Consider the following 24296-nt stretch of genomic DNA (forward strand, 5'->3'; position numbering starts at 1 on the left):
AATTTCTCTGAAAAATGGAAGAGTACCATCTGATATGAGGCATCTATTAAAAATGAATATTAACAATAAAACAACTAATTAATTTACCCTTAAATCATTTAGCCTTTCACTGTATTTAATTACAGTCTTTCTGTTCGCACTCATCGCTAAAAAGTGCTACGCTGGTGCTCTGTTTTGCTTTTGATGTATGGTTATGGCTTTTACACTTAGACCTTATCAGCTTGACGCGGTTAACGCGACAATCACTTATTTTCGCCAACATAAAACACCAGCACTTATTGTATTACCTACCGGTGCTGGAAAAAGCTTAGTCATTGCCGAACTTGCTAAAAGAGCACGTGGGCGGGTATTGGTTCTAGCACATGTAAAGGAATTAGTAGAGCAGAACCATAGCAAATATGAAGCCTATGGTCTATCTGCGGATATTTATGCCGCCGGATTACAGCAAAAAGAGAGTCGAGGCAAGGTTGTTTTCGGCAGTGTACAATCGGTAGCACGTAACTTATCGCAGTTTGAGCATGCTTTTTCTCTATTAATTATTGATGAATGTCACCGTATTAGTCTGTCTGAAGATAGCCAATACCAACAAGTGATCAAACAACTTCAAACCATTAACCCCCAACTACGCATCTTAGGATTAACGGCTACTCCTTATCGTTTACCGACTGGTTGGATTTACCAATATCACTATCACGGTATGGTAAAAGGAGATGACAATTGTTTTTTTCGTGACTGTATTTATGAATTACCTTTACGCTACATGATAAGTCACCATTTCTTAGTCCCACCAACACGTTTAGATATGCCTATTTTGCAATATGACTTTAGCCAAGTTAGAACTAGCCAAAATGGTATTTTTAATCAAGAAGATCTCAATCGCGAAGTAAAAAAACAACAGCGTATTACACCCCATATTGTGTCACAGATAATTGAATACGGTGAACAACGCCGTGGTGTGATGATATTTGCGGCAACAGTCGAACATGCGACAGAAATCTTCACATTATTACCCCAAGGACAAGCCGCGTTAGTCAGTGCTGAAACCCCCTCTTCTGAGCGTGACGCATTAATTTCACAGTTTAAACAGCAACAGCTACGTTATATGGTTAATGTTGCTGTATTAACCACAGGCTTTGATGCGCCCCATGTTGATTTAATTGCTATTTTACGTCCAACGGAGTCCGTCAGTTTATATCAACAGATAGTAGGACGAGGATTAAGGTTATTTGCAGGAAAAACAGAATGTTTAATCTTAGATTATGCAGGTAACCCTCACGACCTTTATCTTCCTGAAGTGGGTAGTAAAAAGCCCAATCCAAATAGCAAACCGGTACAAGTGTTTTGTCCTCTCTGTCAATTCGCTAACACTTTCTGGGGCATAGTTGATGCAGATGGCGATATTATTGAGCACTATGGGCGACGTTGCCAAGGTTGGGAGCTTGATGAGCAAGGACAAAAAAAACAGTGTGATTATCGCTTTCGTTTTAAATTATGCCCACACTGTAATGAAGAAAATGATATCGCCGCACGGCGTTGTGTGCACTGTAATGAAATCCTAGTTGATCCTGATGATATGCTCAAAGCTGCTTTAAAGCTAAAAGGCGCCCTTATCCTTCGCTGTGGAGGAATGCAATTACTCAGTGGTCAAGATGAAAAAGGTGAGTGGCTTAAAATCAACTATTATGATGAAGAAGGTACTTCTGTTTCAGAACGATTTCGTTTAAAAACGCCTGCCCAACGTAAAGTATTTGAACTCAAGTTTTTACGCGAACACCAGCGCGCCCCTGGCGTTCCTTTTGTATGGCATAACGCTCAAGATATTATTAATCAGTTTGATTTATTACGTTATCCTGATTTTATTGTGGCACAAAAAAATAAAAAAGATGGCTTTTGGCAAATTCGTAATAAGTTATTTGACTATCATGGACGCTTTCGTAAAGCAGATACCTTATATTAAAGTCGATTTATATTTGCTGTTAGAGTGCTTTTTCGTTAAAATGCGCCCCGCTTTATCTGTTTTTAGATAAACCAAATCTCGAGCTTGTTGCTGGGTCGCCTGTAACAAGTATGTATTTTCTTTTTCATAAGAGAAAAAAGATGTTAACTATTAATGCAACAGTACGTAAAGAGCAGGGTAAGGGTGCGAGCCGCCGCCTGCGTGTGGCTAACCGTTTTCCAGCTATCGTTTATGGCGGAAATGAAGAGCCAATCGCTATCGATTTAGATCACAACGAAGTTATCAACCAAGAACACAAATCTGAGTTCTACGCTGATTTCGTTAACCTCGTTATCGATGGTAAAGCAACTAAAGTTAAAGTTAAAGCAGTGCAACGTCACGAGTATAAGCCAAAAATTACTCATATTGACTTCCTGCGCGCTTAATAAGCCAACCTTCGAGCTTTATTTTTCGGGACGCCGAGCATGTAACGCCACTTAATGTGGCGTTATTTGTTTCTATCTATTGCCTATTTTTCTGAAACTCTACGCTGTAACTGGTCGCGTAAATTAGGTGGAGTTCCTTTTATCGTCAGTGTATCGGTAGCGGGATCCCAAAAAATTCTTTCCCCCAACAGTTTCGCATCAAAATTAACCGTTATCCCCCCACCACTTCCTGAATACTTCATTAATTGGCGTAATGTACTGCGATCTGCGGGAAAAGTTTCCGCTAATTCATACCCTTTTTCTTCTGTAAACTGTGCAAAGTTTTGATCACCTAATGGCGGTAACTCTTGTGCTAGTTCAGTTAATGCAATCTCTTCACCCGATTGCAATTGCTCATTACAATAGCTGTAGACTTGTTCACGACAAGTTTGGCGCTCTTGTTTATTCATGTCTGATGCTTCGCAAAAGTCATCAACCGCTTGTAATAAGCCTTTATTTTGTACTTTAGTATTTAAACCTTCTTGCGCCCCTAAAAAGTCCATAAAGAAATCTGAAACTTTGCGTCCTACACGCCCTTTTAAGAAGGTTAAATAACGTAAAGAATCGGGTGAAGTTTCCCATTCAGTTAAATCAATACGAGCGATAATATCTGCATGAGGAATATCTAAATAGCGCGTTGAAGATACATCAAGACTGTCATTGACCCACATGCTATTACAGCTATTCAATACAGCGATTAATAAATATTCCACCGCGAGATAACGATAATGACAAAAAAGAACCGTTCCCCCTTCAGCAAAAGGGTATTTCGCTAACTCATCTTTAAGTCTAACCGTCGCTGCACGAGAAAAACCTAAAAATTCTTCTTCACCTTGACGTTGTAAACGTAATGCTTGAGCTAATTCGCTCTCTTCATTAAATAAACCATAGGCTTTACTTTTTGCACTATAAACACGATGTAACTCTTCGACCATCTCTTGAACAACCGGCTCAATGTCTAAGAGTGAATCACGAAGTACCACTTCTAATGTCTGCTCATCACGCTTAATAAGTTGGTGCAAGACTAACTGGTTAATATCTAGACTCATGGGCGCCCTCCTTTATCCCGATTCTTTTTGTGCGCGTATTCAAACATCCCCTACTTTTACTATCAAGGGGTATAACCGCAAAATAATTAATTTAATAGCAGAAAAATAACACGCCTTGCGGTAACATATAGCGTTTTATCCATTTAGTAGGAATTCAGATTTTATGCCACAAAAATCCCGTTATAGTGATGAACAAGTTGAGCAATTACTTGCAGAACTTGTCAGCGTTCTTGAAAAACATCATACTCCTACAGATCTTTCTTTGATGGTGTTGGGGAACATGGTGACAAACTTAATCAATACAAGTATTGCCCCTGCTCAACGAATGCTGATTGCAGACTCTTTTGTTCACGCTTTACGTGCTTCAATTGATGAAGGCAATATTCACTAATAAACACAGAAATATTTATAGACATGGTAACGAGAAATCAGTCCTATCGTGAAAAAGTATCCCAAATGATCAGTTGGGGTCACTGGTTTGCGCTGTTTAATATTATTCTAAGTCTTTTGCTTGGGAGCCGTTACCTGTTTATTGCTGATTGGCCAAGTACCTTTGCAGGTCGTCTTTACGCTATTGTCAGTTGGATGGGCCATTTTAGTTTTATCGTGTTTGCCATTTATATCCTTATTCTTTTTCCGTTGACCTTTGTGGTAGTTTCGCAACGATTACTTAGGGTGATATCCTGCGCCTTAGCTAGCGCAGGATTGACATTACTTATTTTTGATATAGCTGTTTACCAGCAATTTCAACTTCATTTGACCCAGTTGGTTTGGGATTTGGTTATCAATCCAGATGAAGGTGAAATGGCGCGAGAATGGCAACTTATTTTTATTGGTATCCCCATTATCTTTCTTATCGAAATGCTATTTGCTACATGGAGTTGGCAAAAGCTGCGCAGCTTAAACCGCCAGCGATGGGGAAAACCATTAGCCTGTGTATTTATTAGTTGCTTTATTTTATCCCACTCTATGTCTATTTGGGCAGATGCTAATTTTTATCGCCCTATTACTATGCAACGTGCAAACTTACCACTGTCTTATCCAATGACTGCACGTAAATTCCTTGAACGGCATGGTTTTATTAATCAATCTGAGTATGAACAGCGCTTAATGAGCGAGGGTAATCCTGCGGCACAAAGTATCACCTACCCGCTTGCACCTCTTGATTATTCTAAAGATGAAAGCTCATATAACTTACTTATGATTGTGGTTGATGGATTAGGTAATGAAGACGTTGCCAAACTACCGAGCTTGCAACAATTTGCTGATAATAACCTCTCTTTCTCTCAACACTATTCAGCAGGCATAAATAACGAAACGGCGCTGTTTGGATTATTTTATGGCATTTCACCGTCTTACTTAGATAGTGTGTTAAGTAGCCGCAAAAACTCAGCGCTCTTTGACGCTTTAAATTATCGTCACTATCAATTAGCACTATTTTCAACTAACGGATTTAAATCGCCATTATTTACACAAGCGGTGCTGGCTGATTACTCACTACCTACTTCACGTAGTGAGGATAACGACACAACGATTAATAGTTGGCGTTCATGGTTGTTAAAAAATAAACAAAGCACACCTTGGTTCTCTTTCTTACAAATCAACGGTGATAAGCATACATCAGCTTCTCAAGCACAGTTAAATAGTCAATTAGAGACCATTTTTACTACTTTAAAAGAAAGCAACATACTTGATAATACCGTTGTAGTGGTAACGTCAAATTATCATCAGAACAATGATAAACAAGATAGCCAATGGCTTGTTAACAAAGACACTTTTAACTTAAGTCAATCGCAGGTTCCGCTGGTAATACATTGGCCTAATGTTACACCACAAAAACTAGATAAACTAACCAGCCACCAAGATATAATGACAACGCTAATGCAACATGTATTAGGTGTTATTAGCCCTGCAGATAACTATTCTCAAGGCGAAGATCTATTTGCTAATACGCGTAATCACCCTTGGATTTTTACTGGTGATAATGAAACTCTAGTGGTCTTTTTACAAGATAATACGTTAATGATAGATAAACATGGCAGATATGCTTTGTTTGATAAATCAGGCAAAGAGATCCAATCCGCCAAACCTGATTTACGCCTATTATTGCAAGTACTGGCTGAGCAAAAACGATTTATTGAGCGTTAGTATTAAAAAAGACTATAAGTAAAAAGTTAATAACAACTGACGTCACTATAATGAATAAAAATACAGCAGTTAAGTATCTAAGGGGTTGCTTTAGCAGTAAAAAACAGTAATATACTAAGCACAATCGGCATGTAGCGCAGCCTGGTAGCGCACTGTCATGGGGTGTCAGGGGTCGTAGGTTCAAATCCTATCATGCCGACCATTTTTATTTAAGAAAACCAACTACTTACGGTTGGTTTTTTTATGTCTGGAATTTGCCACTGGTAAAACTCTGGTAAAACTCTGGTAAAACGACGACAGATCATCTCTCAAAATCTCCCTTTCTTTAGCTCATAAAATTACCCTTTTCTCCTTGCTATTCTATTCATTGCCTTATATAAATTACTGTATAAAAACACAGTTAAATAGGTGATACTATGATTAAGCTTGAAATCAATAATGCGGAATATATTGCTCAGTTAGAAGAGGCTCGTTTATCTGCAGATAACCCTCGTGGCTATCTGTTTATGGATATTGTCTTTTCTGATCCAAGGTTTGATAAGAATACGTTTGAAATGAAGAATGTTCGTAGGGAACCGATGAGGACGTATATGACGGAGGCTGTGGCGAGGGATTTGTTTGAGAAGTTGGAGAGGTATTTTTATGGTAAATCAATTATAAAAAGTTAATGATTATCGATTGCTGATAAACTATCATATAAAAAATTTATTTTATAAGCGTATTTATATGAATCATTCACAAATAGAATTTTTAAAACTTTGTTTACAAAAAGAAGTTATAAAATCTGACACGAAAAAATTTTCATGGGTAAGAGCTGTTCGTAGAGCATGGAGATATCCAGATCGTAGATTCTATTTTTGGTGGCGTATCGCTAGTTATCTTTATCAATCAAATAAACACCTAGAGATAGCTAATTTTATACATAGAAGGTTACAAGCCAAATATGGGTGTGACATTGGTTTAGGTGCAAAAATTGGTGCTGGTTTATCAATTAGCCATTATGTCGGATTAGTAATTGCTTATGAAGCAATTATTGGCAATAATTTTCATGCCAGACAAAATACAACTATAGGGATCGTATCATCATCCCAAAAAGGGCATATTTATATTGGTAATAATGTAACCATAGGTGCTAATTCTTGTATCATTGGAGATAATATAAAAATTGGAAATAATGTAATGATCGGTGCTATGAGCTTTATAAACAAAAATATTCCTGATAACTGTATTGTTCATACGCCAAAATCTGAAAATCACATAAAACACTCGACAATAAATAATAGACGTATATGGTAAATAATATTTACTCTAACTAATAACTAAATAATGAATTTTCTAATAGAATTAAATTCTATAGGATAAAAAGATGATACCTAAAAAAATACACTATGTTTGGATAGGTGATAAACCTAAACCTAAATTTGTTCTAGAATGCATTGATACTTGGAAAAAATACCTTCCTGACTATCAGATAATTGAATGGAATAACGAAAGCATAAAAGAGATTAAAAACAATTATATGGAAGAAGCTATAAAAAATAAAAAGTGGGCTTTTGCTTCTGACTATATAAGACTTCACGCTCTTTACAATGAAGGAGGAATATATTTAGACACTGATATTGAAGTTACAAACTCATTCAATGAGTTTTTAGAACTTGATTTTTTTACATGCCATGAACTATATGATAATGAAGTACTTCCAATTACTTCGGCAGTAATTGGAAGTAAAAAAAATGGTAATATAGTCAAAGATCTCTTAGATATATATATGAATATTAAGTTCCAAAATGGCAATAATTTAGATCTCACTCCAAACACGGCAAGAATCACAAACTATTTTAAATTTAAATTTAATATTCAACCTCCTTATAATAAAAACAATACTATTGAATTATCTAGAAATAGTAAAATTTATCCATATTTCTACTTCTGCTATCCAGAGCAAAATAACAAAAATTATGCTATTCACCACTTTTCTGGTTCATGGCTTCCATCACATTCAAGAAAAGATAAATTGAATATTTTTGATAAACTAATTCTAACTAGGCTTATCAGAATCAGAAACAAAGGAGATGAACCAATTTTACATAATGAAAGAAAATTATTTAGTACAAAAGAAAAAAATAATAAATCTTATATCTTACTCCTAAGAAAATAATATATTACTATACGAAAAATAATTATTTTTCGTATAGTACCTTAACGATTTTTGAAAATTTACCGTTAGTTATTTTTAATATAGTTGAATTATTATTAAATGCAACAGCAAGCCATATAAAACCATCATCTTTCATATTCGCCATCTCAATTCCTCCGTTTTCTAAAGGGAGAGGCACTACTATAGTATCAATTCCACCAGAAGTATTTTCGCTCCCTCGTTTTAAAGTTATAGTTTTTCCTTTCAGATTTACTGGTATGGTAATAGTTTTCCCTACATCCCAATCACCAGTAAGTGAGCCAACGTCTGTTGCTATTTTTTTCTGGTAACGACCATCACTTTCCGCTTTTGTATAACTACTCCCCGCAGTTGCATAATTTCCTTTAGGCTGATACTTACCATCTGATTCTGATTTTGAATAGCTGTAACCAGAAGCTTGATAACTGCCTTTGGGTTGGTATTTACCGTCAGACTCTGCCTTAGTATACGATGCTCCTACTAGCGCATAATTGCCAGCTGGTTGGTAATTTCCCTTACCTTGATAACGTCCGTCACTTTCCGCTTTTGTGTAGCTACTTCCAGCTGTTGCATAACTTCCTTTAGCTTGATATCGGCCATCCGACTCAGTCTTCGTATATGAAGCACCCACTAACGCATAATTACCTTTAGGCTGATAATTTCCCTTAGGTTGAAAAGCATCTGTAGAAGCTTTCTGGCTCATCACATGAACCGTTGACGTTCCCGTACTTTGAGTTACATTACCTTTATCAAATTTATTATTCAGTCCACTATTGAGCGCTGAGTTAGTCGCATAATCACCTGATGGCTGGTAACTCCCTTTCGCTTGATAACGTCCGTCACTTTCCGTTTTAGTGTAACTATCCCCTTTATTGGCATAGTTCCCTGCTGGCGCATAATTACCCTTTGGCTGATATTTGGTGTCGGTTTCTGCCTTTGAGTAACTATAACCAGATGGTGTGTAATTACCTAATGGTTGAAAACGTTTATCAGCCTCGGCTTTGTTATAAGCACCCACTTCATTCGCGGTGATATCAGCTTTTAGCTCAGCCCATGCATTACCGGCAACTGGCTCAATATTGTTATTCTCAACTTTAGACTGCCAGACTTTATTTTTATGATACACAATAGTGCGTATCGCGTACGGCTTACCGGCTTCATCCCATTTGGGAAAACCAAATCGCTGAATTTCGCCAATCGCTTCCGTGATATCGTGAAATATCCCGTTCATTTTTTCACGTTCAATATCTTTCGCAGCAGGATCTGTGACTTGGTCACGCTCATAGTCGTAACCATAACCTTGTGTATAAGACACTGAGCCGTCTGGTTGGATTTCTACAGGTATAGAAGCCTTATCCCCTTGTGTTGCAAAGGGGGTTTTAAAAATAGTTGTCATAGGAATTATGCTCCGAAGTTACTGCCTAAGAAGTTTTTACGATGCTGACCAACACCAAAGGCTTTTTTGGTCACAATGCGATATTTGACGCCAACACCCGAAGGGCGTGGCATTAAGTCAAAGTTTTCGAGAAGAACCCGTAGACGTTCGTCAGGGTTAAAGTTAAAGACGTAATACATATAAGTCATATCTAGCGGATCCAGGACAAAAACTTTACTGTCATCACGCCAAAAGAAACGTTTTAAAAATTCATTAATATTGGTGACCGTAGGACTTTGTGTCAGATTAAAATAGCGCATTCGTACTAACATGCGTTTTTGATCAACAGTCAGTGACAAGGTGTAATCCGCATTACGTCGGAAGTTAGATTTAAAATTGGCTTTCTTTTTGCCAAAACCAAACCCAATTTTATTTTTATCGCTCGGTGGAATATCAATACCTAAAGGTACATCCAGAATGCGTGACCAAATCGACAACCCAAAGTCATTCGCCGTATCGATATTAAACACATCTCGGTACCAGTTTTGCCAAAATGACACCATCGACTTTTCAAAATGAGAGGCCTTAAAACTGGCGAGTTTCTTTAAATTCTCTGCATCTTCATACTGCCAGAGGATCGCTTTTAATAGGTCTGAATGAAACTCAAATTGTTGAACGTTCATACAATCACCACTTGCACAGCACCCCGTTGCAAGCGTGCGATTTGATTAATGGCAATCGGAATTAATGCAACATTCCACACTTTCCCATCTAGCGACAATTCAACCTTAGTCACGAACAGACGAGGTTCAACAGTATTCACTGCAGACGCTATCTCAAAAGGCGATACTTCACGTCCAACAATCAAACCGTTATCGCCGTCCAACTCTCCACGCGTCCATTGTTCTATGGCACTGGGGATAATAGTTTGCGCATCAACGGCTGATTTTTTAACTGTCACTCGACAAAAAACAGTGATCTCTTTAGGGCGTGAAAATTTCACTTTATATTCTTGTCCACTCACTGGCTCTACAACACCGATTTCAATCTCGCCATTAAAAGCGGATCCAATGGTTTTGGTTCTCAGCAATGATTTAGCAATTTCGTTACTATCGCCCCCTTCAACACAAACGTAAATGCTGTGAGGCAATAGAGAAACTCCATCAATAGTGAGCACCGCATCGGTGTAGTTCTCTCGAAAAGACAGTGAATTAACGCCCTCTAATTCATACAGTGAAGAGGTGATCGCTTCTGCAACACTAACGGTATTTTTAGCCAGAGTTTGCTTACGTCGTCGCCTTGCTTTGATATCAGATTCAGCATAACGGCCAACAACCGCATGAGTGGGATTATTGACTTTCTCCCAACCTAATACTGAGCTAGCCACAGAATTAAGTTGGCCAGCACCGCATTCAACAGGACCATATTCAACCGCCCTCATATCCCCTGTTACTTTGCCAGTATTATCAATAATCAAGGGTGAAACTGTTTCGAACATGGCACCGGCAACACTAGACGCTAATGAGCCTTTAGGAATAATGGTGCCGGGTACGCCACTAAATTCAACGCTGGAAAGATAAGAGTGAGTGGCATTAATGCGTTGGCCACCCATTAGCGCCCATATTGCATCAAGAAAAACACCACCCGCAATATCGGGATTGATTTGATTTGCTAACTCGGCATTGTTTCTCACCATTGCATCACGGTTTTCAACTTCCATCGTCGCTAATGCCCCTTGTGGTGTTTCAGGGGCAAGGTTAATCGATTGACCAAACACCGCACGAAACTCGCTTTCGACTTCATCACGTATTGTGGCCGTGTCGGGAAGAATCACGCCTTTATTATTGATATAACGATAATCAGCCATTCAGTGTAAACCCTCCGTATATCGTGCGAATTGTCGCCTGATACTTCAATTCGCCGTTTTCCACTGTGGCGCTAAAATGCGTCACTTCAACCACCTCTTCAATTTCACTCATACGTTGTCTAAATGCTGTTTCAAACATGGGAATATCAGCTTGACGACCAAAAGTTGTTGGCCAGAAAGGAATGCCTTTATCTTTTTTATGTAACATTTCACCACGAACCGCTTTAGCAAAATGCTGACAAAGGTTTTTAACCGCATCGTCTTTTTCGCTGAATTGGAGGTTTCCATCAGGGCCGATAAAGAGATCATTATTTTTATCGATTGAAAATGTTCTCATAGAGGCGCTCCTGTATTTCCATGACCGGTTTCAACACCACTGTGTTGATGCGTAGAACCGATATCTTTTCCATTGTGTTTCATCGTGCCACCGTTAGAGTCACTATTACCATTTACAGCGTAATTACCATTTACCGTGACATTGCCAGTAAATATGGTTTCTGGGGCGTTGATTTCATACTTAGGGGTTTCTAGCACCACTTTATCGCTATGTAGCGAGAAACAGACTGAGCCATCCATTGATTGGATCACCAAAGCATCAATGTTTTTTCCATTAATGACCCAACCTTTGATGGTGTCAGGAAAAAACATCGCATCACTGAATGAATGGAGGCGTGCGGTATTAGGTTGATCCTCCAATCCTCCATGCTGGAATATCAGGCTAATGTCTCTGTCATTGGCTTTTATCCAACCGAAATCACCCGGCTTAATGGGTGCGCGAATAAAGAAACCGCCTCCGCCAAATCTAAAAACGGGAATGTTGGCCAATGGTGCTCGCCCGACTGTTCCCCCTTCCGTTGTTACCATCATCACCAGTGGTTTGATAACAGCACGATTGGTTTTATCGTCATAACTGACTACTGTTGCAGGGAGCATATCTTCAGTATTCATCATCAAGTTACGAAATGCAGACGATAGCGCACCTGCCAGCGAACCATCACTGGCAATATCAGTATTGGGTTTATTCATGATTATGCTCGTTTACAGGTAGCCTGATAAAAGAAAGGATCATCATGTGAAGCAACATCGAATTTCAGTTGCTCAATAATATAGTCACCATTAAGTGCGGAATTGAATTTACTCTCGAGTCGTAGCATTCCCCCTAGTTCTGAGGCACCGTCAATCAAATAAGTCACAGACAACCCTTTTTCGGTGGCTTTCGGTATACCCACCATGCCTGATTTCATATTTAAAATACGCAAACGGCTTTTTAGTGCTTTGTCGTCATCTTTTACAAATAACGTATCATCATCAATAAAGGCTTTAACGTTTCCTGCTTCCTGCAGTCGTTGTACTTGCTGTAACGCTGAACCACAAAAATACCAATTGGCAATATTTTTATCGGTGGCTTGAAAGTCCAATCTAACCTTGCAATCCTTCGCCACCGATGATGCGATCTCGCTCATTTTCTGCATGGCACCACCACTGGAAGAAACGATATCACCTGAACTGGCATTATTAGTTTTGGCTTTAATGGTTAACGTAACATCAGGAGGTGAGGCAATTTCTGCACTGACAATATCACCGGTAAAGATACGAAATAATCCGGTATTGACGCGTCCTACTTCAAGGTAAAGACGGCGAGTTTGTTTGCTTTTATGATAAGGGCTAGTTTCAGTGAGAAGATAATCTCGAGTGTGGGCGTTCAATCCATCAATGCTAACTGTGCATTCATTTTGTAAAGGGTTTGCGTACTTGGTGCCGTTAGCTTTAATCCGCAATCCTTCATACCACTGCAGTCGTTCTGCGACTTCAATCCCCACCCGTATTCGTCGTAAGTCCATCATCACTCCAAATAATTAATGATTGGGTTCTATCAAATGATTCATACCAGGGCAGATCATCATTTTCTGTTATAAACGCTAAATTTGTACCATCAGTCAGATAGCGATAAGGAATGATAGGTGTGTTTGCCACCGCACGCATGCCTACGGCGATAACCTCACTTTCTCGTTCAATATCGAGATACATCGCATGGCGACCGGCTTTTATTGTCAGCGTCCAATTAACACCTTTCAAATTGACGGATAAGCGTTGGTTTGGAATAGCTTTTAAGGGTATGACTTTCATTAGAAGCTCCAATCCCCATCTGCGATACGTGTTGCGACCGAACCTTTTTTCTTAGTCTCAGTATCGGCGTCTTTTGTTTGCACATTTCCCCGATTTACCGTTGATGACTGCGTTGGCTTTTGAGTGGATCGAGGCGGTAAATCTCCGTATTCAGGCTCAACGGTGCGCCACTCAACAAACCGTAGCGACAGTTTTATCGCATCTATCATGTCGGGTATTTCATCATGATTAAAACCCGTTAATAACATTGGTTGATAGGTTTTTACTCGGGTTTGAATACCAACAAGTTTGTGTTCGTCAAAAGCTTGTTGCATCGATGAGAAGATGTTTTTCATCTCTCCCGTTAATAGCAAATCTATACCAATCTCAACGGGGTTAATGATCACATGATCACTGCGAGTTTCACCACTTTCAACTTGAAATTGTGTTGCCTTATGCTCATCTCTTACATTGATTTGAATCGGACTCACGCTATCAAACAGTGTAGAAAACGACGCTAAATCAAAAATTTTGACCTCTGTGATCATTTTGCTACCCCCGTTGAGTTTTGCTGATTGAAATCGGCGAGTTGATCTTGCAATGCATCCTTTACGCCCGATGCCATACCCTGCGCATCTGTGGCTTGAGTTTCAACCTTAATTTCTCCAATACTTACGTTACTTTCATTCTTCACATTGGATTGATTGCTAATAGCTTGGCTGGTAATAGGATTCATTGCATCATGGCTTGCCATCATTAAACGTTTATTCGCCTCCTCAACATCCGCTATAATTTTTGATGCGTCTAGTCCATTGTCTAATTGCTTCTTGAGTTCAATAATTTCCTTATCAATTTCTGATGTATCTATTCCTGCACTTGCTACCTGATTACGTTTTGCCGATAAGGCGCTTAAATAATTACTCGCATCATCAGAGGTAATTTTAATTTCAGCTTCATCACCTCCAAAACCGAAAAACTCTTTGGCGGATTTCCAACCATTTTTAACCGCATTAAGTCCTGTATTTACCCAACCAATAATTTTTTCGACTTGCTCCCACATCCATTCAAACGCACTCACAACGGCATCACTGACTGTATTAAATACACCCGCAAAGGATTTAGCCCAACCTGCAATGACTGAAATACAACTCAGCAAATACTTAACATAAGCTTTTAAGCCTGATGCCATTAGATCCCAACCAGCGACAACAATATCTGCCACAACACCAACGATAGCTTTTAGATATTCAAAGAGCTTTTTGAATGTTTCCCATAGTGCAAGAATAACGACTTTTAGCTGTGGATATTTGTCGAGAATACGCCCAATCATTGAATCATTGCCGTCGATAAAGTTCATGATATCGTCATAAACAATCGCAAATGCCATAGCTAAAAGCGCAATAATGGCAATAATAGCGATAATCGGCCATGTTGCTGCAAGTGTTGCTGATGCAGCAGCTAACATAGGGGGAACGTAATAAAGTGCTACGGCCAAACCAATGGCTGAGAAAAAACCTATTAATAAATTTTTATTTTCTTTGCAAAAAGAAATAAATTTAGTTAGCCAATCCAGTCCTTTTGCAAGTGCAGGAATGACCATTTCTAAAAAGCTATTTTTAAGCATTCCTGATGACTGCTTAAATTTACCCATAGCACTATTAAATTTAATTGAGCTTTCAATACTCTCCTTGCTAATGCCTGAATACTCTTTTTGAATACCCATTGTGCGCTCTAGTTCTTTGCGCCCTTTCATCATTAACTCAATGGTTTTTTCGTCCGATACCCCCATGCCTTCCAGTGTTTTCTTCGCTTTATCAAAGCTCATGCCTTGAACTTTATCCGCGGTTTGAAGTACCTTTTCCATTGAGTCTTTCGTATTACCGAACGATTTCGCCATCGCGGATAAATCGGCTTGTGCAGACTCTCTAGAACCACCTAACTCAGCGATCGCACCAGAAAACGCATCAACGTCTGCAGTCGCAACGCCGATTTGTTTACCCAGCTTGTCCAGCGTTTCAATTTCTTGAGAACGAGAAACAGATTCAGCAAAAATAGTGCCAATACTCATCACAATACCGACAGCGCCAAGTGCTTTTTTCGCAAATCCTGCAACAGAACTTCCGGCCTCTTGATATTTAGAGCCGGTTTCTGAAAGTTCTTTTTGTAGATGCTCTTGGGCTTTAGCTTCATCAATCGCTGTCTTTATACCTTTTGTCCGCATCGTTTCAATAAATTGCGTATAATCGGCATTTAATGCGGTAACAATGGCATCAATGACCTCTTTACCTTCACGGTTCTTTTTCTCTGCATCAGTGAGCGACACCAATTCATTATTGAGAAGGGATAACTCATCTTGCATCTGTTGATATTGGGCATTGAGCGTTTCAGATGAAACACTGCTTTCATTTACGCCTTGTGACAGTTCGTTACGTTGGATATCAAGCAAGTTTATTGATGATTTTAGTTCATCAATTTTAGCAGTGACTGAGGCTATTTTTTCTTGTGTACCATCTGCCTCAACCTCGATATTTATTGCCTCCCCTGCGGACAACTGTTCAATACTGGCAATCACACTTTGAATAAAGTCATTCACCGATTGCGAATTGTCCGTCGCACTTTCTTTAATGCGATCTATCTCCGCAATCAGGTTATCGGCAACTCCGGATGTGTCACTATTAACATGAATATCGACTGAGTTTGATGATAACTCTGTCAATTGTGCGGATAGATTTTGAATAAATTGCGTAAACCCATCAGCTCCCATCGTTGCCGATTGTTGCGCCTTTTTCATCTCAGCGATAATGTCATCGGTCGATTTACTCACCCGATTAAACGCATCATCGGCTTGGCGGGTATCAAATTCGAATACTTGAACAAAGGTATCTAGCAAAGCCATAAGCTATCCTTTCGATGAAGCCAGCGCTTCGTTATAACGATTGGTAATGGCGATCTCCCATAAATCAAACGCCTCTTCTAAATCTATTGACGTTTTGAGTTCGGTGAGCGTGGCGAAACCGGCTGAGATGATGACGGCAAAGAAGCCATCAGCGTTTTTATAATCGACGGGAGTGAACCGGTGATTTTGTTGAGCAGGAATTGGAGGAAACCTTGGCTCCCGTCTTTGCCGAAAAAACTGGTGTTATACTTCAACATTTCCAGTTCTAGACGAATAAGGGCTTCACCATCGGGCACATGGTTATCAATTAAGGTGCTGGTCTTCAGATAAATCTCTTGCCCCTCTTTTTCGACAGCAACATACGCCATCATCTTTAACATGGCTTCTTTGCTGACTTCATAGTCGCCAATTTTAGGTGCATTGGATAAAGGGTATTTTGCCAGAATTTCACGTCCAATCGTTGCCGGTAATCGGCTAATAATAAAAGTGTGCTCTTCACGATCAGCATCGGTGATCGTAATTTCTTTCGGTTTAATTAACATGATTAATATCCATAAAAAAAGGCGGAATAACCGCCTAGAATTAACGTGCGCGAGTGCGATCGAAGTCTTGAAATACGAAGGTATACGCTTTGGATTTGTGTCGTCCTGCACTGGCAACAGAGCTACCACGACTACCATTGGTAATTTTGCCGTTGCGTGCCGTGGTTGTTGAGCCATCACCATACGAAGCGACCATGGTGATAATATCCCCTGCATGCCGTTGTCCACGTCGTGCAGTGTTCGATTCCAGTAAGATAGCGAGGTTTTCGTCTTCTTCACTGCCTGCTAGGACGTTAATGGTGACCGTTTGAGGTGTTGGCGTTGACCATGTCACCAAATTACCGTTGATATCCATTCCTGTTTGCGCAATGTCCACGGCAGGCAAATCTAACGGATCGGCATCATCTGCGAAGGCGGTAATTTGAATACCGGCGGGAAAGGTTTTATGAGCTTGAATAACAATACTCAAGCCGGTTGCTGATACATCATGCATATTGTGTTCCTTACACTAAGTTGTGAGAGCCTTCGACTTTACGAACCCAGTCGCCTTTACCGTAAATCAATACGTATTTCATCACGTACTCGGGTAAATCAGAGGGTCCTGTGTTTTCGACAATCTGAGCGTTGTACCAATAGCCTTTGTTTTGTACATCGTGCCACGCTAAATCATCACCAGAAGCGTCTGTCACTGCAATTTTTTGCACATCGGTTAAGGTTTTTCCCGCTAGGATCGTGCCGTTATTAATCGCCTTGGTCACCGCCCCTGCAATCACCATCATCGCCCGTGCTTCACCGTCTTTATTGGCGGGTACTCCGCGTGTGGCCATAAGTAAACTAAACCACTGTTGCGCGATGTAGGCTTTTAACCATTGCTCATTAGCATGGACACTCATATCTAATGGGTTGGTAACCCCACCACATAAGAAGCCCCGTTGATAGAAACTGATATTTGAACCCGATACGGCCGTTTCTCCGTAATAATTCACCCGTAATTTATCTAAGCGATCCGCATCGATATCGGTCGTGATTTGCGATGGGAACGTGACACCAAATTGACGATACATATAGTTTGTTGTCGCATTGGTTCGGTCATAATCCGTGGCGGACATAATGGCCATAGGTAACGCTTGAACAAAGAAGTTATCTGCTGTTTTTAGGTTTAAGCCCGTTGAAGCCGTACCCACCAACGCCCCGCTAAAATCTTCTGCATTTTGATTGGTCACAGACAGGTGCAATTGATACTTCACGTTTTCGCCTGCCACGTACTGCGCCAGCTCTACGGCATGCTCTAATGAGAGTTCCGTTAAAAACGTTGCACTACCAAAAGAGTCAGAAACAGCCTCAGAAGCAATAAAGGCTTGTAACGGGGTTTGCGCTGGATTACCGGCTGATGATGTGCCGTGGCTAATATTCATTGCATCAGCAAGTACCGATTGACGTACACTAATATCTGCACGCTCTTGTACGCCACCGCTAATGACAAAGGCACTATCCAGCGAATTAAATGTGACATACGCACTAGCAAATTGAGGCTCGCTTTCTGCATTTAATTTCGCTTGCACAGCTGTTGCAACATCCGCGTATGACGTACTTTCAGAGAGATCAATTCCAGTGATTTTTTTGGTCACCTTGCCGATAGTGATATTGAGTTCACCCTCATTAATCAGTTTTAAATCAGCTAAATCGCCTGTCTTTTCGCCAAACAAGGTAGGCGCTCGACCAACAGGCTCATAAGAGGCAATTTGCAGTTCTTTCGGCTTACTTGCCGGTGCTGGACTGACATAGCTGAAATACTGACGCGCAAAATGTGCCTCGGGGGAGTCAGTACCTAATAAGTCATCCACTTGGCCACTGGCAAACTCAAGCACTTTACCAGCAGGAATTTTAGGGTTTGTTGAAAAAACACGAGCCGTGAGCTTGCGCATCGGTACAGCAGACGCGCCAATCACCGCACTCGCGATATCGACATAGCGAGTTTGTTTGATAGACATAACGTTCCTTAAATACGATAGATATCGGGATACAACGCACTCACGGCGTCAGTATCGGGATGAAGTGTGCGATTAAATGTCACATTGAAATCAAATGAGGGATTTTGTTCGTAGTTGCCTTGGTCATTCAGAAAATAAGGCGTTCGAATACCAGTTGCACGTTGAATGCCAATACCTTGTTTCCGAAGTGCTTCAACAAACGGTAATGAATTGGCGATCATTCTGACAATAGCGGTAATATCACTCGCTGAATAATGGCCTAACTGGGTAACGAAAGCCTGAACTTGGTACGTTTTTTCAGATAACTGGTTTTCTTGGTGATTGGCTTTATTGCCTTGAACGTTATATTTACGCCCTTGCCAACCGTAGCCGTTTTCATTAATGGGAAAGAACATCACCATATTATCTTCACGGCCTTGCTTAGTAGATTGAAAACCAGCTTTAACGGAGATATCAATACCGACCACTTTTAACTGCAACAAGAGTTGTTTGCGAATGGCAACATCAACTTCATAATCCGTCATAAGTACCCGCCTCGATACAGATCACCGATTTCCAGCCATCTTGTTCGTACCAGTCTGCATCACCCACCACATCATATTTTCGACCATTAAATACAAGGAAATCAGGAGATGTTCCTCGTTGCACAGCTTTAATATCATGAGAGGTATATAAGCGTCGGTACACTTGGCTCGTATCTAATCCCATGGATTGAACATCTTGAGTATCGACCGCTTGCCAACTGCCACGAACTTCTATCGGATCATAATAATAATTTTGGTCATTCCCTCGCTCATCGGGTGCCCGTTCTTTAAATCGAAACCAGAGCACCTTTTGCTGGGGAATATAACGTGAAGCAATACGATTTAAGTTACCAAACATTATTTATCCTCCACTGCGAAACTAACCGCTTGAAGCATTTGACCAGTATCAACTAACGGCTTATCCGTGGCTTTACCTTTGCTATGGCGACGTGCTCTTGCTTTGACCGTTGACTCTTCCAGCGCTGGGGTGGTGACTGCTTTAATTGCCATTTTCACATCCCCCGCTACCGTCGCACCAATTTGTGTCAGCCCATTATCCAGCGTGATATTGCCTTTAACAGACGCTTTCACTGCTCGAAAAATTAACTGACTATAATCCTGCTTTTTGTCATTCATGGTCGGACGTAAAAATGGGCGAGGAGGAATGCCACCAGCCGGATAGCCCAACTCTTGAATAGAGGCAACATAAGCAATCGGTGTTCCATCGGGATATTTTGCGTGTTCAAAGAAACCAACACTTAATCGCTTTTTAGCCAATTCATCGTAAACCGCTTTTAATTGCGCTAATTTAGTCATTAACGTAATCGCCCTCCTCGTGTAAATCGCCCTCCCACACCCCGAAAAGCTGAACGTTCGCCACCACCACCAAAATATTGAGGGACGCTACAACGTTTGATCAGTGCTAGAAACTGCTGGCCAAAGGTGGTCATTTTAAACCAGTGCGACCAGTCCGAACCAGCAGGCGGTGCCGTAAATGACACACTTACCTTATCTATAGTCACACTCGTCACCACACCTGTGGGCGACTCATCATCAGCAATCATTTTTCTGAGTGTTAGCATGTGTGCAACCACGAGCATCCACAGCTCATTAGTGCAAACACCCTTACAGGCAGAGAAATAGTTCAACGCAGACTGAGCAATGATAAATATTTCATCATCACCCACACCGTTAAACTGCGGATAGAGCACACGGAATGACGTTAAAGGAAATGTGCTCGTCTCCATGATCACTTACCTTTTTTGTTGGTTTTAGGAACGTCTAACTTTTCAGCTTCTAACGATTCTGGTGTGTCAGGAGCTGATTGGTCGCTCGCTTCCATATTGGTAGCAACTTTTTCGGGATCTTCTTTGCGTTCTTCAACGGTAATATACCCATTGTCACAATGAAGATTGAAAACGTGATTTTCTTTGAGTTGTTTGTATTGCTCGTCAGAAATTTCCGTCACACGACCACGCGGTGTGTACATGTGTTTGGTCATCACGTTCGCTTGACCGGCAATAAACACTTTCCCGTCTCTCACGGTATAGTTCTGGTCATTTGATAAGGTGCAATATGCGTAAAGAGGCATGGAGTGCTCTCCTATTGTTTAGATATAAAAAAGCCCTCAAATGAGGGCGCAAAAAGAGAAGTGGTAAGATTAAATGCCGGTTAAGCGTGTCACCGCCCACGGACGGGTCACAAATACACCTGCAGTCGCATTGGTTGCATCTTCCATATACCCTTTAATTTGGTTGAGTGAACCTAATAACTGGTATTTCACAGGCACCACCTGAAGGATCACCGCACTGGTTGCCGTTGAACCATCATCAATGCTATCTGCGAACATATAGGCCACATCAGCCCCACCGTTTGCGCCAACAAATTCAGGAGAGAAAACCAGACGCATATTAGGATAGTTTTCATTTATCCATTGTTTGACTGTTTCACCGCGTGCGACAGGATTAGCCACATTCAGTGCAGAACGAAAACCTAACGGCAATGTTAAGGTGATTGGCGTGTCATCTTTAATAATACCGCCAGAGCTCGTTTCAATACGCGAGAACATATCAGTAATATCGGCAGTGATATCCGCAAAGGTTCCGCCTTTCCATTTGCCTTTTGCGGTTTCATAGGCGGGTAAGTTAGGCTCATTCATCAAACCAAAGACGCGCGTTTCAGGGCTATTAAACCCGTAGTAACCCACTCGCTCACGCCCTTGCTCTAATGATTCAGTCACTGAATTGCGCTTTTCTTCCATCGCAACAAAGCCTGCTGACGATTGGCGCGCTTCTTCTAATTTCCCCACTTGGAAACCTAATTCGAAACGGACGAGACCACGGCGCTCTTGGTCTTGCGCATAAGATGCTAATGGCACATTGGTATGATCACCATAAAGTTCGGCTTTACCGGTTGGTGTCGCCACATTCAGAATGATCTCTTCATCATGCCATTCGCCCGCATTGACGATACCCGTGATTTCATCTAACACACGCACGCGCGTAGCAGTACGAATGACACCCGGTAAAACGTGTTGCAACATTTCGCGTTGAATTAAGCCCCCCTGCATTGCACCACCACTGATCGCGGAGTCCATCGCAGAAAAACCACCAAAGCCGATTTGCGCTAATTCCCCGTATGTCCATTTCTGATCAGGGTTAATATTTAGTTGGCCATGTTTTTTGACATCACGACCAGACATGTGAAACTTAATTTTACTGACTGGCATTATTCACCTTCCTTTGGAGATGCTGGATATGGGATTTCTGTTAAACGAATAATGCCCAAGTGAGCACTTTCTGTTGACTCAAGGTGTCGGCTGATAAAACCAATAACACGATCACCGGCACTAATGGTGGCTTTCGAAGATAGCGAACCGTCTGCTTCATCAAAAACAACCGGTGCGTTGATTTTTCCTGCCACTTCTTTTAGTTCAACGAAAACTTCCCCCATTGTCAGGAATTCACCTTGCGTACCGTTACGAGCGAATGCTTCTTCGATACGATAGGCTTTAGGGTTAATCATGATCCCCGCAAATGCCCCTTTTCCCCCAACTTGAACAGATTCCACGGAATCATCTTTGTAGGTATAGGCGCGACCGAAAATATTCAGCTTTTCATCTGCTGAACTGAGAATGGCGGAAACAGCGCGAATAGGACCTGCATGACTAATTTCACCGACAACACCAGAAATTAAGCCGTTTGCTACTGATTTAGGAATTGCCATTATTTAGCTCCCCATTTATCCATAATTGATTTATTGCTCACTGCAGAGTCCATTGTTGAGCTGGTCTTTTGAGAATCAGGCACACGCCCTTGCATCCAAGCATCAAGAGCAATGGCTTCTGTACCTTTACTGCATTGAATACCCAGTTTTTCAACACCGTACTCGGCAACTTGTTGTCGAGTCATGGCTGAGTGGTCAAACACACCAATAAATGGCGTTAATTTATGCGCTAACGAATCACGCGCACCGATTTGTTTGAGTAACTCCCCCGTATCCATTGCGGGTTTGGCTTTTTCTAATCGCTTAATTTTACGTTTTAGCGATGCCATTTCGTCCATGGCGGTCATGCTACGATTTAGGCGTTTTAAACGACGATGAAGTCCATCGGTAGTGGCTTGGTCAAGATGCTCTTTGGCTTCTTCAATCGCTTCAACAGCTTCTTCAATGGCGACTTCGGCTTTCTCGACTGCTTCAGGTTCGCCAGATTCAGCCTCTTCTGTGGCAATTTCGGCTTTTTCCACTGCTTCTTCTGCTTTCTGCTCTTCGTCAGGATCAGAATCAGTTGAAGGTTTTTTCTCTTCTTCTGGATCATTATCTGTTGCAGGTTGAGTGCTGGTGATGACTTCCTTGATAATGGCTTTTAACGCTTCCAATTGCTCGGGCGTAAAGGCACCTTCATCAGTGGTTTGCTTCTCTTTGTTTTCTTCTTCGTTCATGCGAATAAGTTCCTTTGTGTCTATGGTAATAACGGAATGGTCTTGCACAGCAACATCAGCGCCAGTGCGACCTTCATCAACTAACGCAAGATGGTTGGCTCTAATATGCCGTTGTATGGCGTCATAACGTTCACCGTTAAATTCGCCTGGTGTGAAATCGTAAACACAGCGATAACCCGGAGATAATTCAATTTTTCCTCCTTCAATTTGGTTAAGCGCTGAATTAGACAGGATTTTGATATTGCCTCTGAGGTAGGGATATTCAAAATAGACTCGCTCCCCGATGACCCCTTGTATCCCCTTTGTCTCCGCGGGTGTACCGTCTTTCCCTAACATTTCATGCTCATCAACAAAGGGCATTAATTTGAAAGAATTAATTGTCTCTGTGCTGGCCAATTCTTCTTGTGGGCGATACACCTTGTAAATTTTTTCGGGTATCGGTGCGCCAATTTCAAACCCTAAATAATCAAAAACCCCAACTTTAGAGATGGGGTTATCTTTCACTTCCAGCCAGCCGTTTAAATCATATTGTCGTTTGGTCATGTCTCCTCACCGAAATCTATTACGGGTGTCCAGAAGCACTTACAGTTTGGTAATTGTCCGGGCAAGCCACGCTCACCTGTCCGTTCATCAATCACAGGTGGGTTATCTAAATCAAACACTTCACCATCCAGACGCAGATGTAATTCACGCGGTTCGGCACTACCTGCCGAGTGATGCCAAACTGCCTTACGAATACCGGCAGATTTCATACGCTCATAATTCACTGCAGTCGTGATTTTTCGTGTTTGATCAACAGCGATAAAATTCGCCCTTTTTTCAGTCACACTGCCTGTATGCCTAATTTCCTCTAATAGCGTCTTTGCACCTTCACCACCTTGGCTAATAGAACGTAATGCAACACTTTCAATACGTTGATGAAATTGCAGTGGAATAGATTTAATTAACGATACGTTTTCAGCTGTAGAGGCAATAATTTTATCTTTCAGGGCTTCGGGCATGGCTGGGGTTTTGATGGTGATCCCCCCTGACAACTGTTTGAGAGAATCATCTAAATTACGCTTTGCGCCTATATCGACTTGGGATACAAATTTATCCGCAATCTCTGTGGATTTTTGTTTAAAAATCTTATCCCATTTGCGTTTTAGCCGGTTAAGCCAGATGCGTGTTTGACTGGCAAAGCTGGCATCCATCGTAAAACCTTCAAAGTCGTCATTTAATTCACTAAACACTTTTTCATAGTCTTTAATCATTGCATTA

At 41.0% G+C, this 24296-nt stretch carries 29 protein-coding genes and 1 tRNA gene; 8 read left to right on the forward strand and 22 right to left on the reverse strand.

The features are described from left to right. Nucleotides 1–193 precede the first annotated feature (193 nt). Complete coding sequence (locus AACV00_RS08875) at nt 194–1957, forward strand: DEAD/DEAH box helicase (RefSeq protein ID WP_004251887.1); 1764 nt, start codon at nt 194–196, stop codon at nt 1955–1957. Nucleotides 1958–2097: 140 nt separating this feature from the next. Continuing rightward, the gene (rplY, locus tag AACV00_RS08880; protein ID WP_004247799.1) at nt 2098–2382 is read left to right on the forward strand and encodes a 50S ribosomal protein L25; all 285 of its coding nucleotides are present in this window, start codon (nt 2098–2100) and stop codon (nt 2380–2382) included. A gap of 83 nt (nt 2383–2465) precedes the next feature. Here the strand turns inward: rplY and yejK are convergent, their stop codons facing one another. Continuing rightward, entirely contained in the window at nt 2466–3470 is a 1005-nt protein-coding gene (gene yejK, locus AACV00_RS08885) for a nucleoid-associated protein YejK (RefSeq protein ID WP_017628393.1), read from the reverse strand. Between the two features lie 163 nt (nt 3471–3633). On the opposite strand from yejK, the gene AACV00_RS08890 reads away from it, so the two are divergent. The 6 genes from AACV00_RS08890 to AACV00_RS08915 all read left to right on the forward strand — a co-directional run bounded on the left by AACV00_RS08890 (nt 3634) and on the right by AACV00_RS08915 (nt 7776). Further along, nucleotides 3634–3861: a YejL family protein gene (locus AACV00_RS08890; protein WP_004247042.1), complete on the forward strand. Its 228-nt coding sequence runs from the start codon at nt 3634–3636 to the stop codon at nt 3859–3861. A gap of 23 nt (nt 3862–3884) precedes the next feature. Next, nucleotides 3885–5618, forward strand: coding sequence for an LPS biosynthesis-modulating metalloenzyme YejM (gene yejM, locus AACV00_RS08895; RefSeq protein ID WP_017628394.1), 1734 nt, complete (start codon nt 3885–3887; stop codon nt 5616–5618). Between the two features lie 125 nt (nt 5619–5743). Continuing rightward, a tRNA-Pro gene (locus AACV00_RS08900) sits at nt 5744–5820 on the forward strand. Nucleotides 5821–6034: 214 nt separating this feature from the next. Beyond that, nucleotides 6035–6286: a hypothetical protein gene (locus tag AACV00_RS08905; protein ID WP_161680251.1), complete on the forward strand. Its 252-nt coding sequence runs from the start codon at nt 6035–6037 to the stop codon at nt 6284–6286. Nucleotides 6287–6344: 58 nt separating this feature from the next. Continuing rightward, nucleotides 6345–6914, forward strand: coding sequence for a serine acetyltransferase (locus AACV00_RS08910; protein ID WP_080047858.1), 570 nt, complete (start codon nt 6345–6347; stop codon nt 6912–6914). 70 nt (nt 6915–6984) lie between these two features. Further along, on the forward strand, nt 6985–7776 hold the full coding sequence (locus AACV00_RS08915; protein WP_080047859.1) for a glycosyltransferase family 32 protein: 792 nt from the start codon (nt 6985–6987) through the stop codon (nt 7774–7776). A gap of 22 nt (nt 7777–7798) precedes the next feature. On the opposite strand, the gene AACV00_RS08920 is transcribed toward AACV00_RS08915, so the two are convergent. From AACV00_RS08920 to AACV00_RS09020, 21 genes are all read right to left on the reverse strand, one after another. After that, on the reverse strand, nt 7799–9190 hold the full coding sequence (locus AACV00_RS08920) for a hypothetical protein (protein WP_237584921.1): 1392 nt from the start codon (nt 9188–9190) through the stop codon (nt 7799–7801). A gap of 5 nt (nt 9191–9195) precedes the next feature. Further along, complete coding sequence (locus AACV00_RS08925) at nt 9196–9852, reverse strand: DUF2612 domain-containing protein (protein WP_004250603.1); 657 nt, start codon at nt 9850–9852, stop codon at nt 9196–9198. Continuing rightward, nucleotides 9849–11036, reverse strand: a complete 1188-nt coding sequence (locus AACV00_RS08930; RefSeq protein WP_109023912.1) for a baseplate J/gp47 family protein — start codon at nt 11034–11036, stop codon at nt 9849–9851. The genes AACV00_RS08925 and AACV00_RS08930 overlap by 4 nt, the downstream gene beginning before the upstream one ends. Then, on the reverse strand, nt 11029–11373 hold the full coding sequence (locus AACV00_RS08935; protein ID WP_004250600.1) for a hypothetical protein: 345 nt from the start codon (nt 11371–11373) through the stop codon (nt 11029–11031). The genes AACV00_RS08930 and AACV00_RS08935 overlap by 8 nt, the downstream gene beginning before the upstream one ends. Continuing rightward, the gene (locus tag AACV00_RS08940) at nt 11370–12062 is read right to left on the reverse strand and encodes a Gp138 family membrane-puncturing spike protein (RefSeq protein ID WP_161680253.1); all 693 of its coding nucleotides are present in this window, start codon (nt 12060–12062) and stop codon (nt 11370–11372) included. The genes AACV00_RS08935 and AACV00_RS08940 overlap by 4 nt, the downstream gene beginning before the upstream one ends. Nucleotides 12063–12064: 2 nt before the next feature. Next, nucleotides 12065–12880 carry a baseplate hub protein gene (locus AACV00_RS08945; RefSeq protein WP_161680255.1) on the reverse strand — a complete coding sequence of 272 codons (816 nt, stop codon included), beginning with the start codon at nt 12878–12880 and terminating at the stop codon, nt 12065–12067. Beyond that, nucleotides 12846–13163, reverse strand: coding sequence for a phage baseplate plug family protein (locus tag AACV00_RS08950; RefSeq protein ID WP_004250595.1), 318 nt, complete (start codon nt 13161–13163; stop codon nt 12846–12848). Before AACV00_RS08950 ends, AACV00_RS08945 begins: the two co-directional genes overlap by 35 nt. Then, on the reverse strand, nt 13163–13690 hold the full coding sequence (locus AACV00_RS08955) for a phage baseplate protein (protein ID WP_020945488.1): 528 nt from the start codon (nt 13688–13690) through the stop codon (nt 13163–13165). The genes AACV00_RS08950 and AACV00_RS08955 overlap by 1 nt, the downstream gene beginning before the upstream one ends. Further along, entirely contained in the window at nt 13687–16038 is a 2352-nt protein-coding gene (locus tag AACV00_RS08960; protein ID WP_109880716.1) for a hypothetical protein, read from the reverse strand. Before AACV00_RS08960 ends, AACV00_RS08955 begins: the two co-directional genes overlap by 4 nt. Nucleotides 16039–16121: 83 nt before the next feature. After that, on the reverse strand, nt 16122–16580 hold the full coding sequence (locus AACV00_RS08965) for a hypothetical protein (protein WP_004250588.1): 459 nt from the start codon (nt 16578–16580) through the stop codon (nt 16122–16124). Nucleotides 16581–16620: 40 nt separating this feature from the next. Next, nucleotides 16621–17073 (reverse strand): phage tail fiber protein, encoded by a 453-nt coding sequence (locus AACV00_RS08970; RefSeq protein WP_004250586.1) that lies wholly within the window; start codon nt 17071–17073, stop codon nt 16621–16623. A 10-nt stretch (nt 17074–17083) separates the two neighbouring features. Then, nucleotides 17084–18571, reverse strand: a complete 1488-nt coding sequence (locus tag AACV00_RS08975; RefSeq protein ID WP_109927582.1) for a DUF3383 domain-containing protein — start codon at nt 18569–18571, stop codon at nt 17084–17086. Nucleotides 18572–18579: 8 nt separating this feature from the next. Further along, entirely contained in the window at nt 18580–19095 is a 516-nt protein-coding gene (locus AACV00_RS08980; RefSeq protein WP_109910684.1) for a phage gateway protein, read from the reverse strand. Continuing rightward, on the reverse strand, nt 19082–19453 hold the full coding sequence (locus AACV00_RS08985; protein ID WP_020945484.1) for a phage collar protein: 372 nt from the start codon (nt 19451–19453) through the stop codon (nt 19082–19084). The genes AACV00_RS08980 and AACV00_RS08985 overlap by 14 nt, the downstream gene beginning before the upstream one ends. Further along, nucleotides 19453–19911 (reverse strand): hypothetical protein, encoded by a 459-nt coding sequence (locus AACV00_RS08990; protein WP_049256452.1) that lies wholly within the window; start codon nt 19909–19911, stop codon nt 19453–19455. The genes AACV00_RS08985 and AACV00_RS08990 overlap by 1 nt, the downstream gene beginning before the upstream one ends. After that, nucleotides 19911–20342 (reverse strand): DUF4054 domain-containing protein, encoded by a 432-nt coding sequence (locus tag AACV00_RS08995; RefSeq protein ID WP_082151820.1) that lies wholly within the window; start codon nt 20340–20342, stop codon nt 19911–19913. Before AACV00_RS08995 ends, AACV00_RS08990 begins: the two co-directional genes overlap by 1 nt. A gap of 2 nt (nt 20343–20344) precedes the next feature. Then, on the reverse strand, nt 20345–20686 hold the full coding sequence (locus AACV00_RS09000; RefSeq protein ID WP_109023906.1) for a hypothetical protein: 342 nt from the start codon (nt 20684–20686) through the stop codon (nt 20345–20347). A 69-nt stretch (nt 20687–20755) separates the two neighbouring features. Then, on the reverse strand, nt 20756–21823 hold the full coding sequence (locus AACV00_RS09005; protein ID WP_004250578.1) for a major capsid family protein: 1068 nt from the start codon (nt 21821–21823) through the stop codon (nt 20756–20758). Beyond that, nucleotides 21823–22320 (reverse strand): structural cement protein Gp24, encoded by a 498-nt coding sequence (locus AACV00_RS09010; protein ID WP_049209851.1) that lies wholly within the window; start codon nt 22318–22320, stop codon nt 21823–21825. Before AACV00_RS09010 ends, AACV00_RS09005 begins: the two co-directional genes overlap by 1 nt. Then, entirely contained in the window at nt 22320–23579 is a 1260-nt protein-coding gene (locus AACV00_RS09015; protein ID WP_087726615.1) for a DUF2213 domain-containing protein, read from the reverse strand. The genes AACV00_RS09010 and AACV00_RS09015 overlap by 1 nt, the downstream gene beginning before the upstream one ends. Next, a complete protein-coding gene (locus tag AACV00_RS09020; RefSeq protein ID WP_049197370.1) occupies nt 23576–24289 on the reverse strand; it encodes a phage head morphogenesis protein in 714 nt (237 codons plus the stop codon). Before AACV00_RS09020 ends, AACV00_RS09015 begins: the two co-directional genes overlap by 4 nt. Between the last annotated feature and the right edge of the window lie 7 nt (nt 24290–24296).

This window comes from Proteus sp. G3927 (assembly GCF_963894685.1).
GTDB lineage: Bacteria > Pseudomonadota > Gammaproteobacteria > Enterobacterales > Enterobacteriaceae > Proteus > Proteus mirabilis.

Excerpts from the sequence above, each read along its gene's own strand:
- AACV00_RS08930 (WP_109023912.1), bottom strand. The coding sequence starts at position 11,036 with ATGGCTGATTATCGTTATATCAATAATAAAGGCGTGATTCTTCCCGAC.
- AACV00_RS08990 (WP_049256452.1), bottom strand. The coding sequence starts at position 19,911 with ATGACTAAATTAGCGCAATTAAAAGCGGTTTACGATGAATTGGCTAAA.
- AACV00_RS08975 (WP_109927582.1), bottom strand. The coding sequence starts at position 18,571 with ATGTCTATCAAACAAACTCGCTATGTCGATATCGCGAGTGCGGTGATT.
- AACV00_RS08910 (WP_080047858.1), top strand. The coding sequence starts at position 6,345 with ATGAATCATTCACAAATAGAATTTTTAAAACTTTGTTTACAAAAAGAA.
- rplY (WP_004247799.1), top strand. The coding sequence starts at position 2,098 with ATGTTAACTATTAATGCAACAGTACGTAAAGAGCAGGGTAAGGGTGCG.
- AACV00_RS08915 (WP_080047859.1), top strand. The coding sequence starts at position 6,985 with ATGATACCTAAAAAAATACACTATGTTTGGATAGGTGATAAACCTAAA.
- AACV00_RS08875 (WP_004251887.1), top strand. The coding sequence starts at position 194 with ATGGCTTTTACACTTAGACCTTATCAGCTTGACGCGGTTAACGCGACA.
- AACV00_RS08980 (WP_109910684.1), bottom strand. The coding sequence starts at position 19,095 with ATGACGGATTATGAAGTTGATGTTGCCATTCGCAAACAACTCTTGTTG.
- AACV00_RS09015 (WP_087726615.1), bottom strand. The coding sequence starts at position 23,579 with ATGACCAAACGACAATATGATTTAAACGGCTGGCTGGAAGTGAAAGAT.
- AACV00_RS09020 (WP_049197370.1), bottom strand. The coding sequence starts at position 24,289 with ATGATTAAAGACTATGAAAAAGTGTTTAGTGAATTAAATGACGACTTT.
- AACV00_RS08995 (WP_082151820.1), bottom strand. The coding sequence starts at position 20,342 with ATGGAGACGAGCACATTTCCTTTAACGTCATTCCGTGTGCTCTATCCG.
- AACV00_RS08905 (WP_161680251.1), top strand. The coding sequence starts at position 6,035 with ATGATTAAGCTTGAAATCAATAATGCGGAATATATTGCTCAGTTAGAA.
- AACV00_RS08950 (WP_004250595.1), bottom strand. The coding sequence starts at position 13,163 with ATGAAAGTCATACCCTTAAAAGCTATTCCAAACCAACGCTTATCCGTC.
- AACV00_RS08985 (WP_020945484.1), bottom strand. The coding sequence starts at position 19,453 with ATGTTTGGTAACTTAAATCGTATTGCTTCACGTTATATTCCCCAGCAA.
- AACV00_RS08935 (WP_004250600.1), bottom strand. The coding sequence starts at position 11,373 with ATGAGAACATTTTCAATCGATAAAAATAATGATCTCTTTATCGGCCCT.
- AACV00_RS08925 (WP_004250603.1), bottom strand. The coding sequence starts at position 9,852 with ATGAACGTTCAACAATTTGAGTTTCATTCAGACCTATTAAAAGCGATC.
- yejK (WP_017628393.1), bottom strand. The coding sequence starts at position 3,470 with ATGAGTCTAGATATTAACCAGTTAGTCTTGCACCAACTTATTAAGCGT.
- AACV00_RS08945 (WP_161680255.1), bottom strand. The coding sequence starts at position 12,880 with ATGATGGACTTACGACGAATACGGGTGGGGATTGAAGTCGCAGAACGA.
- AACV00_RS08965 (WP_004250588.1), bottom strand. The coding sequence starts at position 16,580 with ATGTTAATTAAACCGAAAGAAATTACGATCACCGATGCTGATCGTGAA.
- AACV00_RS09000 (WP_109023906.1), bottom strand. The coding sequence starts at position 20,686 with ATGCCTCTTTACGCATATTGCACCTTATCAAATGACCAGAACTATACC.
- AACV00_RS08955 (WP_020945488.1), bottom strand. The coding sequence starts at position 13,690 with ATGATCACAGAGGTCAAAATTTTTGATTTAGCGTCGTTTTCTACACTG.
- AACV00_RS09010 (WP_049209851.1), bottom strand. The coding sequence starts at position 22,320 with ATGGCAATTCCTAAATCAGTAGCAAACGGCTTAATTTCTGGTGTTGTC.
- AACV00_RS08970 (WP_004250586.1), bottom strand. The coding sequence starts at position 17,073 with ATGCATGATGTATCAGCAACCGGCTTGAGTATTGTTATTCAAGCTCAT.
- yejM (WP_017628394.1), top strand. The coding sequence starts at position 3,885 with ATGGTAACGAGAAATCAGTCCTATCGTGAAAAAGTATCCCAAATGATC.
- AACV00_RS08960 (WP_109880716.1), bottom strand. The coding sequence starts at position 16,038 with ATGGCTTTGCTAGATACCTTTGTTCAAGTATTCGAATTTGATACCCGC.
- AACV00_RS08920 (WP_237584921.1), bottom strand. The coding sequence starts at position 9,190 with ATGACAACTATTTTTAAAACCCCCTTTGCAACACAAGGGGATAAGGCT.
- AACV00_RS09005 (WP_004250578.1), bottom strand. The coding sequence starts at position 21,823 with ATGCCAGTCAGTAAAATTAAGTTTCACATGTCTGGTCGTGATGTCAAA.
- AACV00_RS08890 (WP_004247042.1), top strand. The coding sequence starts at position 3,634 with ATGCCACAAAAATCCCGTTATAGTGATGAACAAGTTGAGCAATTACTT.
- AACV00_RS08940 (WP_161680253.1), bottom strand. The coding sequence starts at position 12,062 with ATGAATAAACCCAATACTGATATTGCCAGTGATGGTTCGCTGGCAGGT.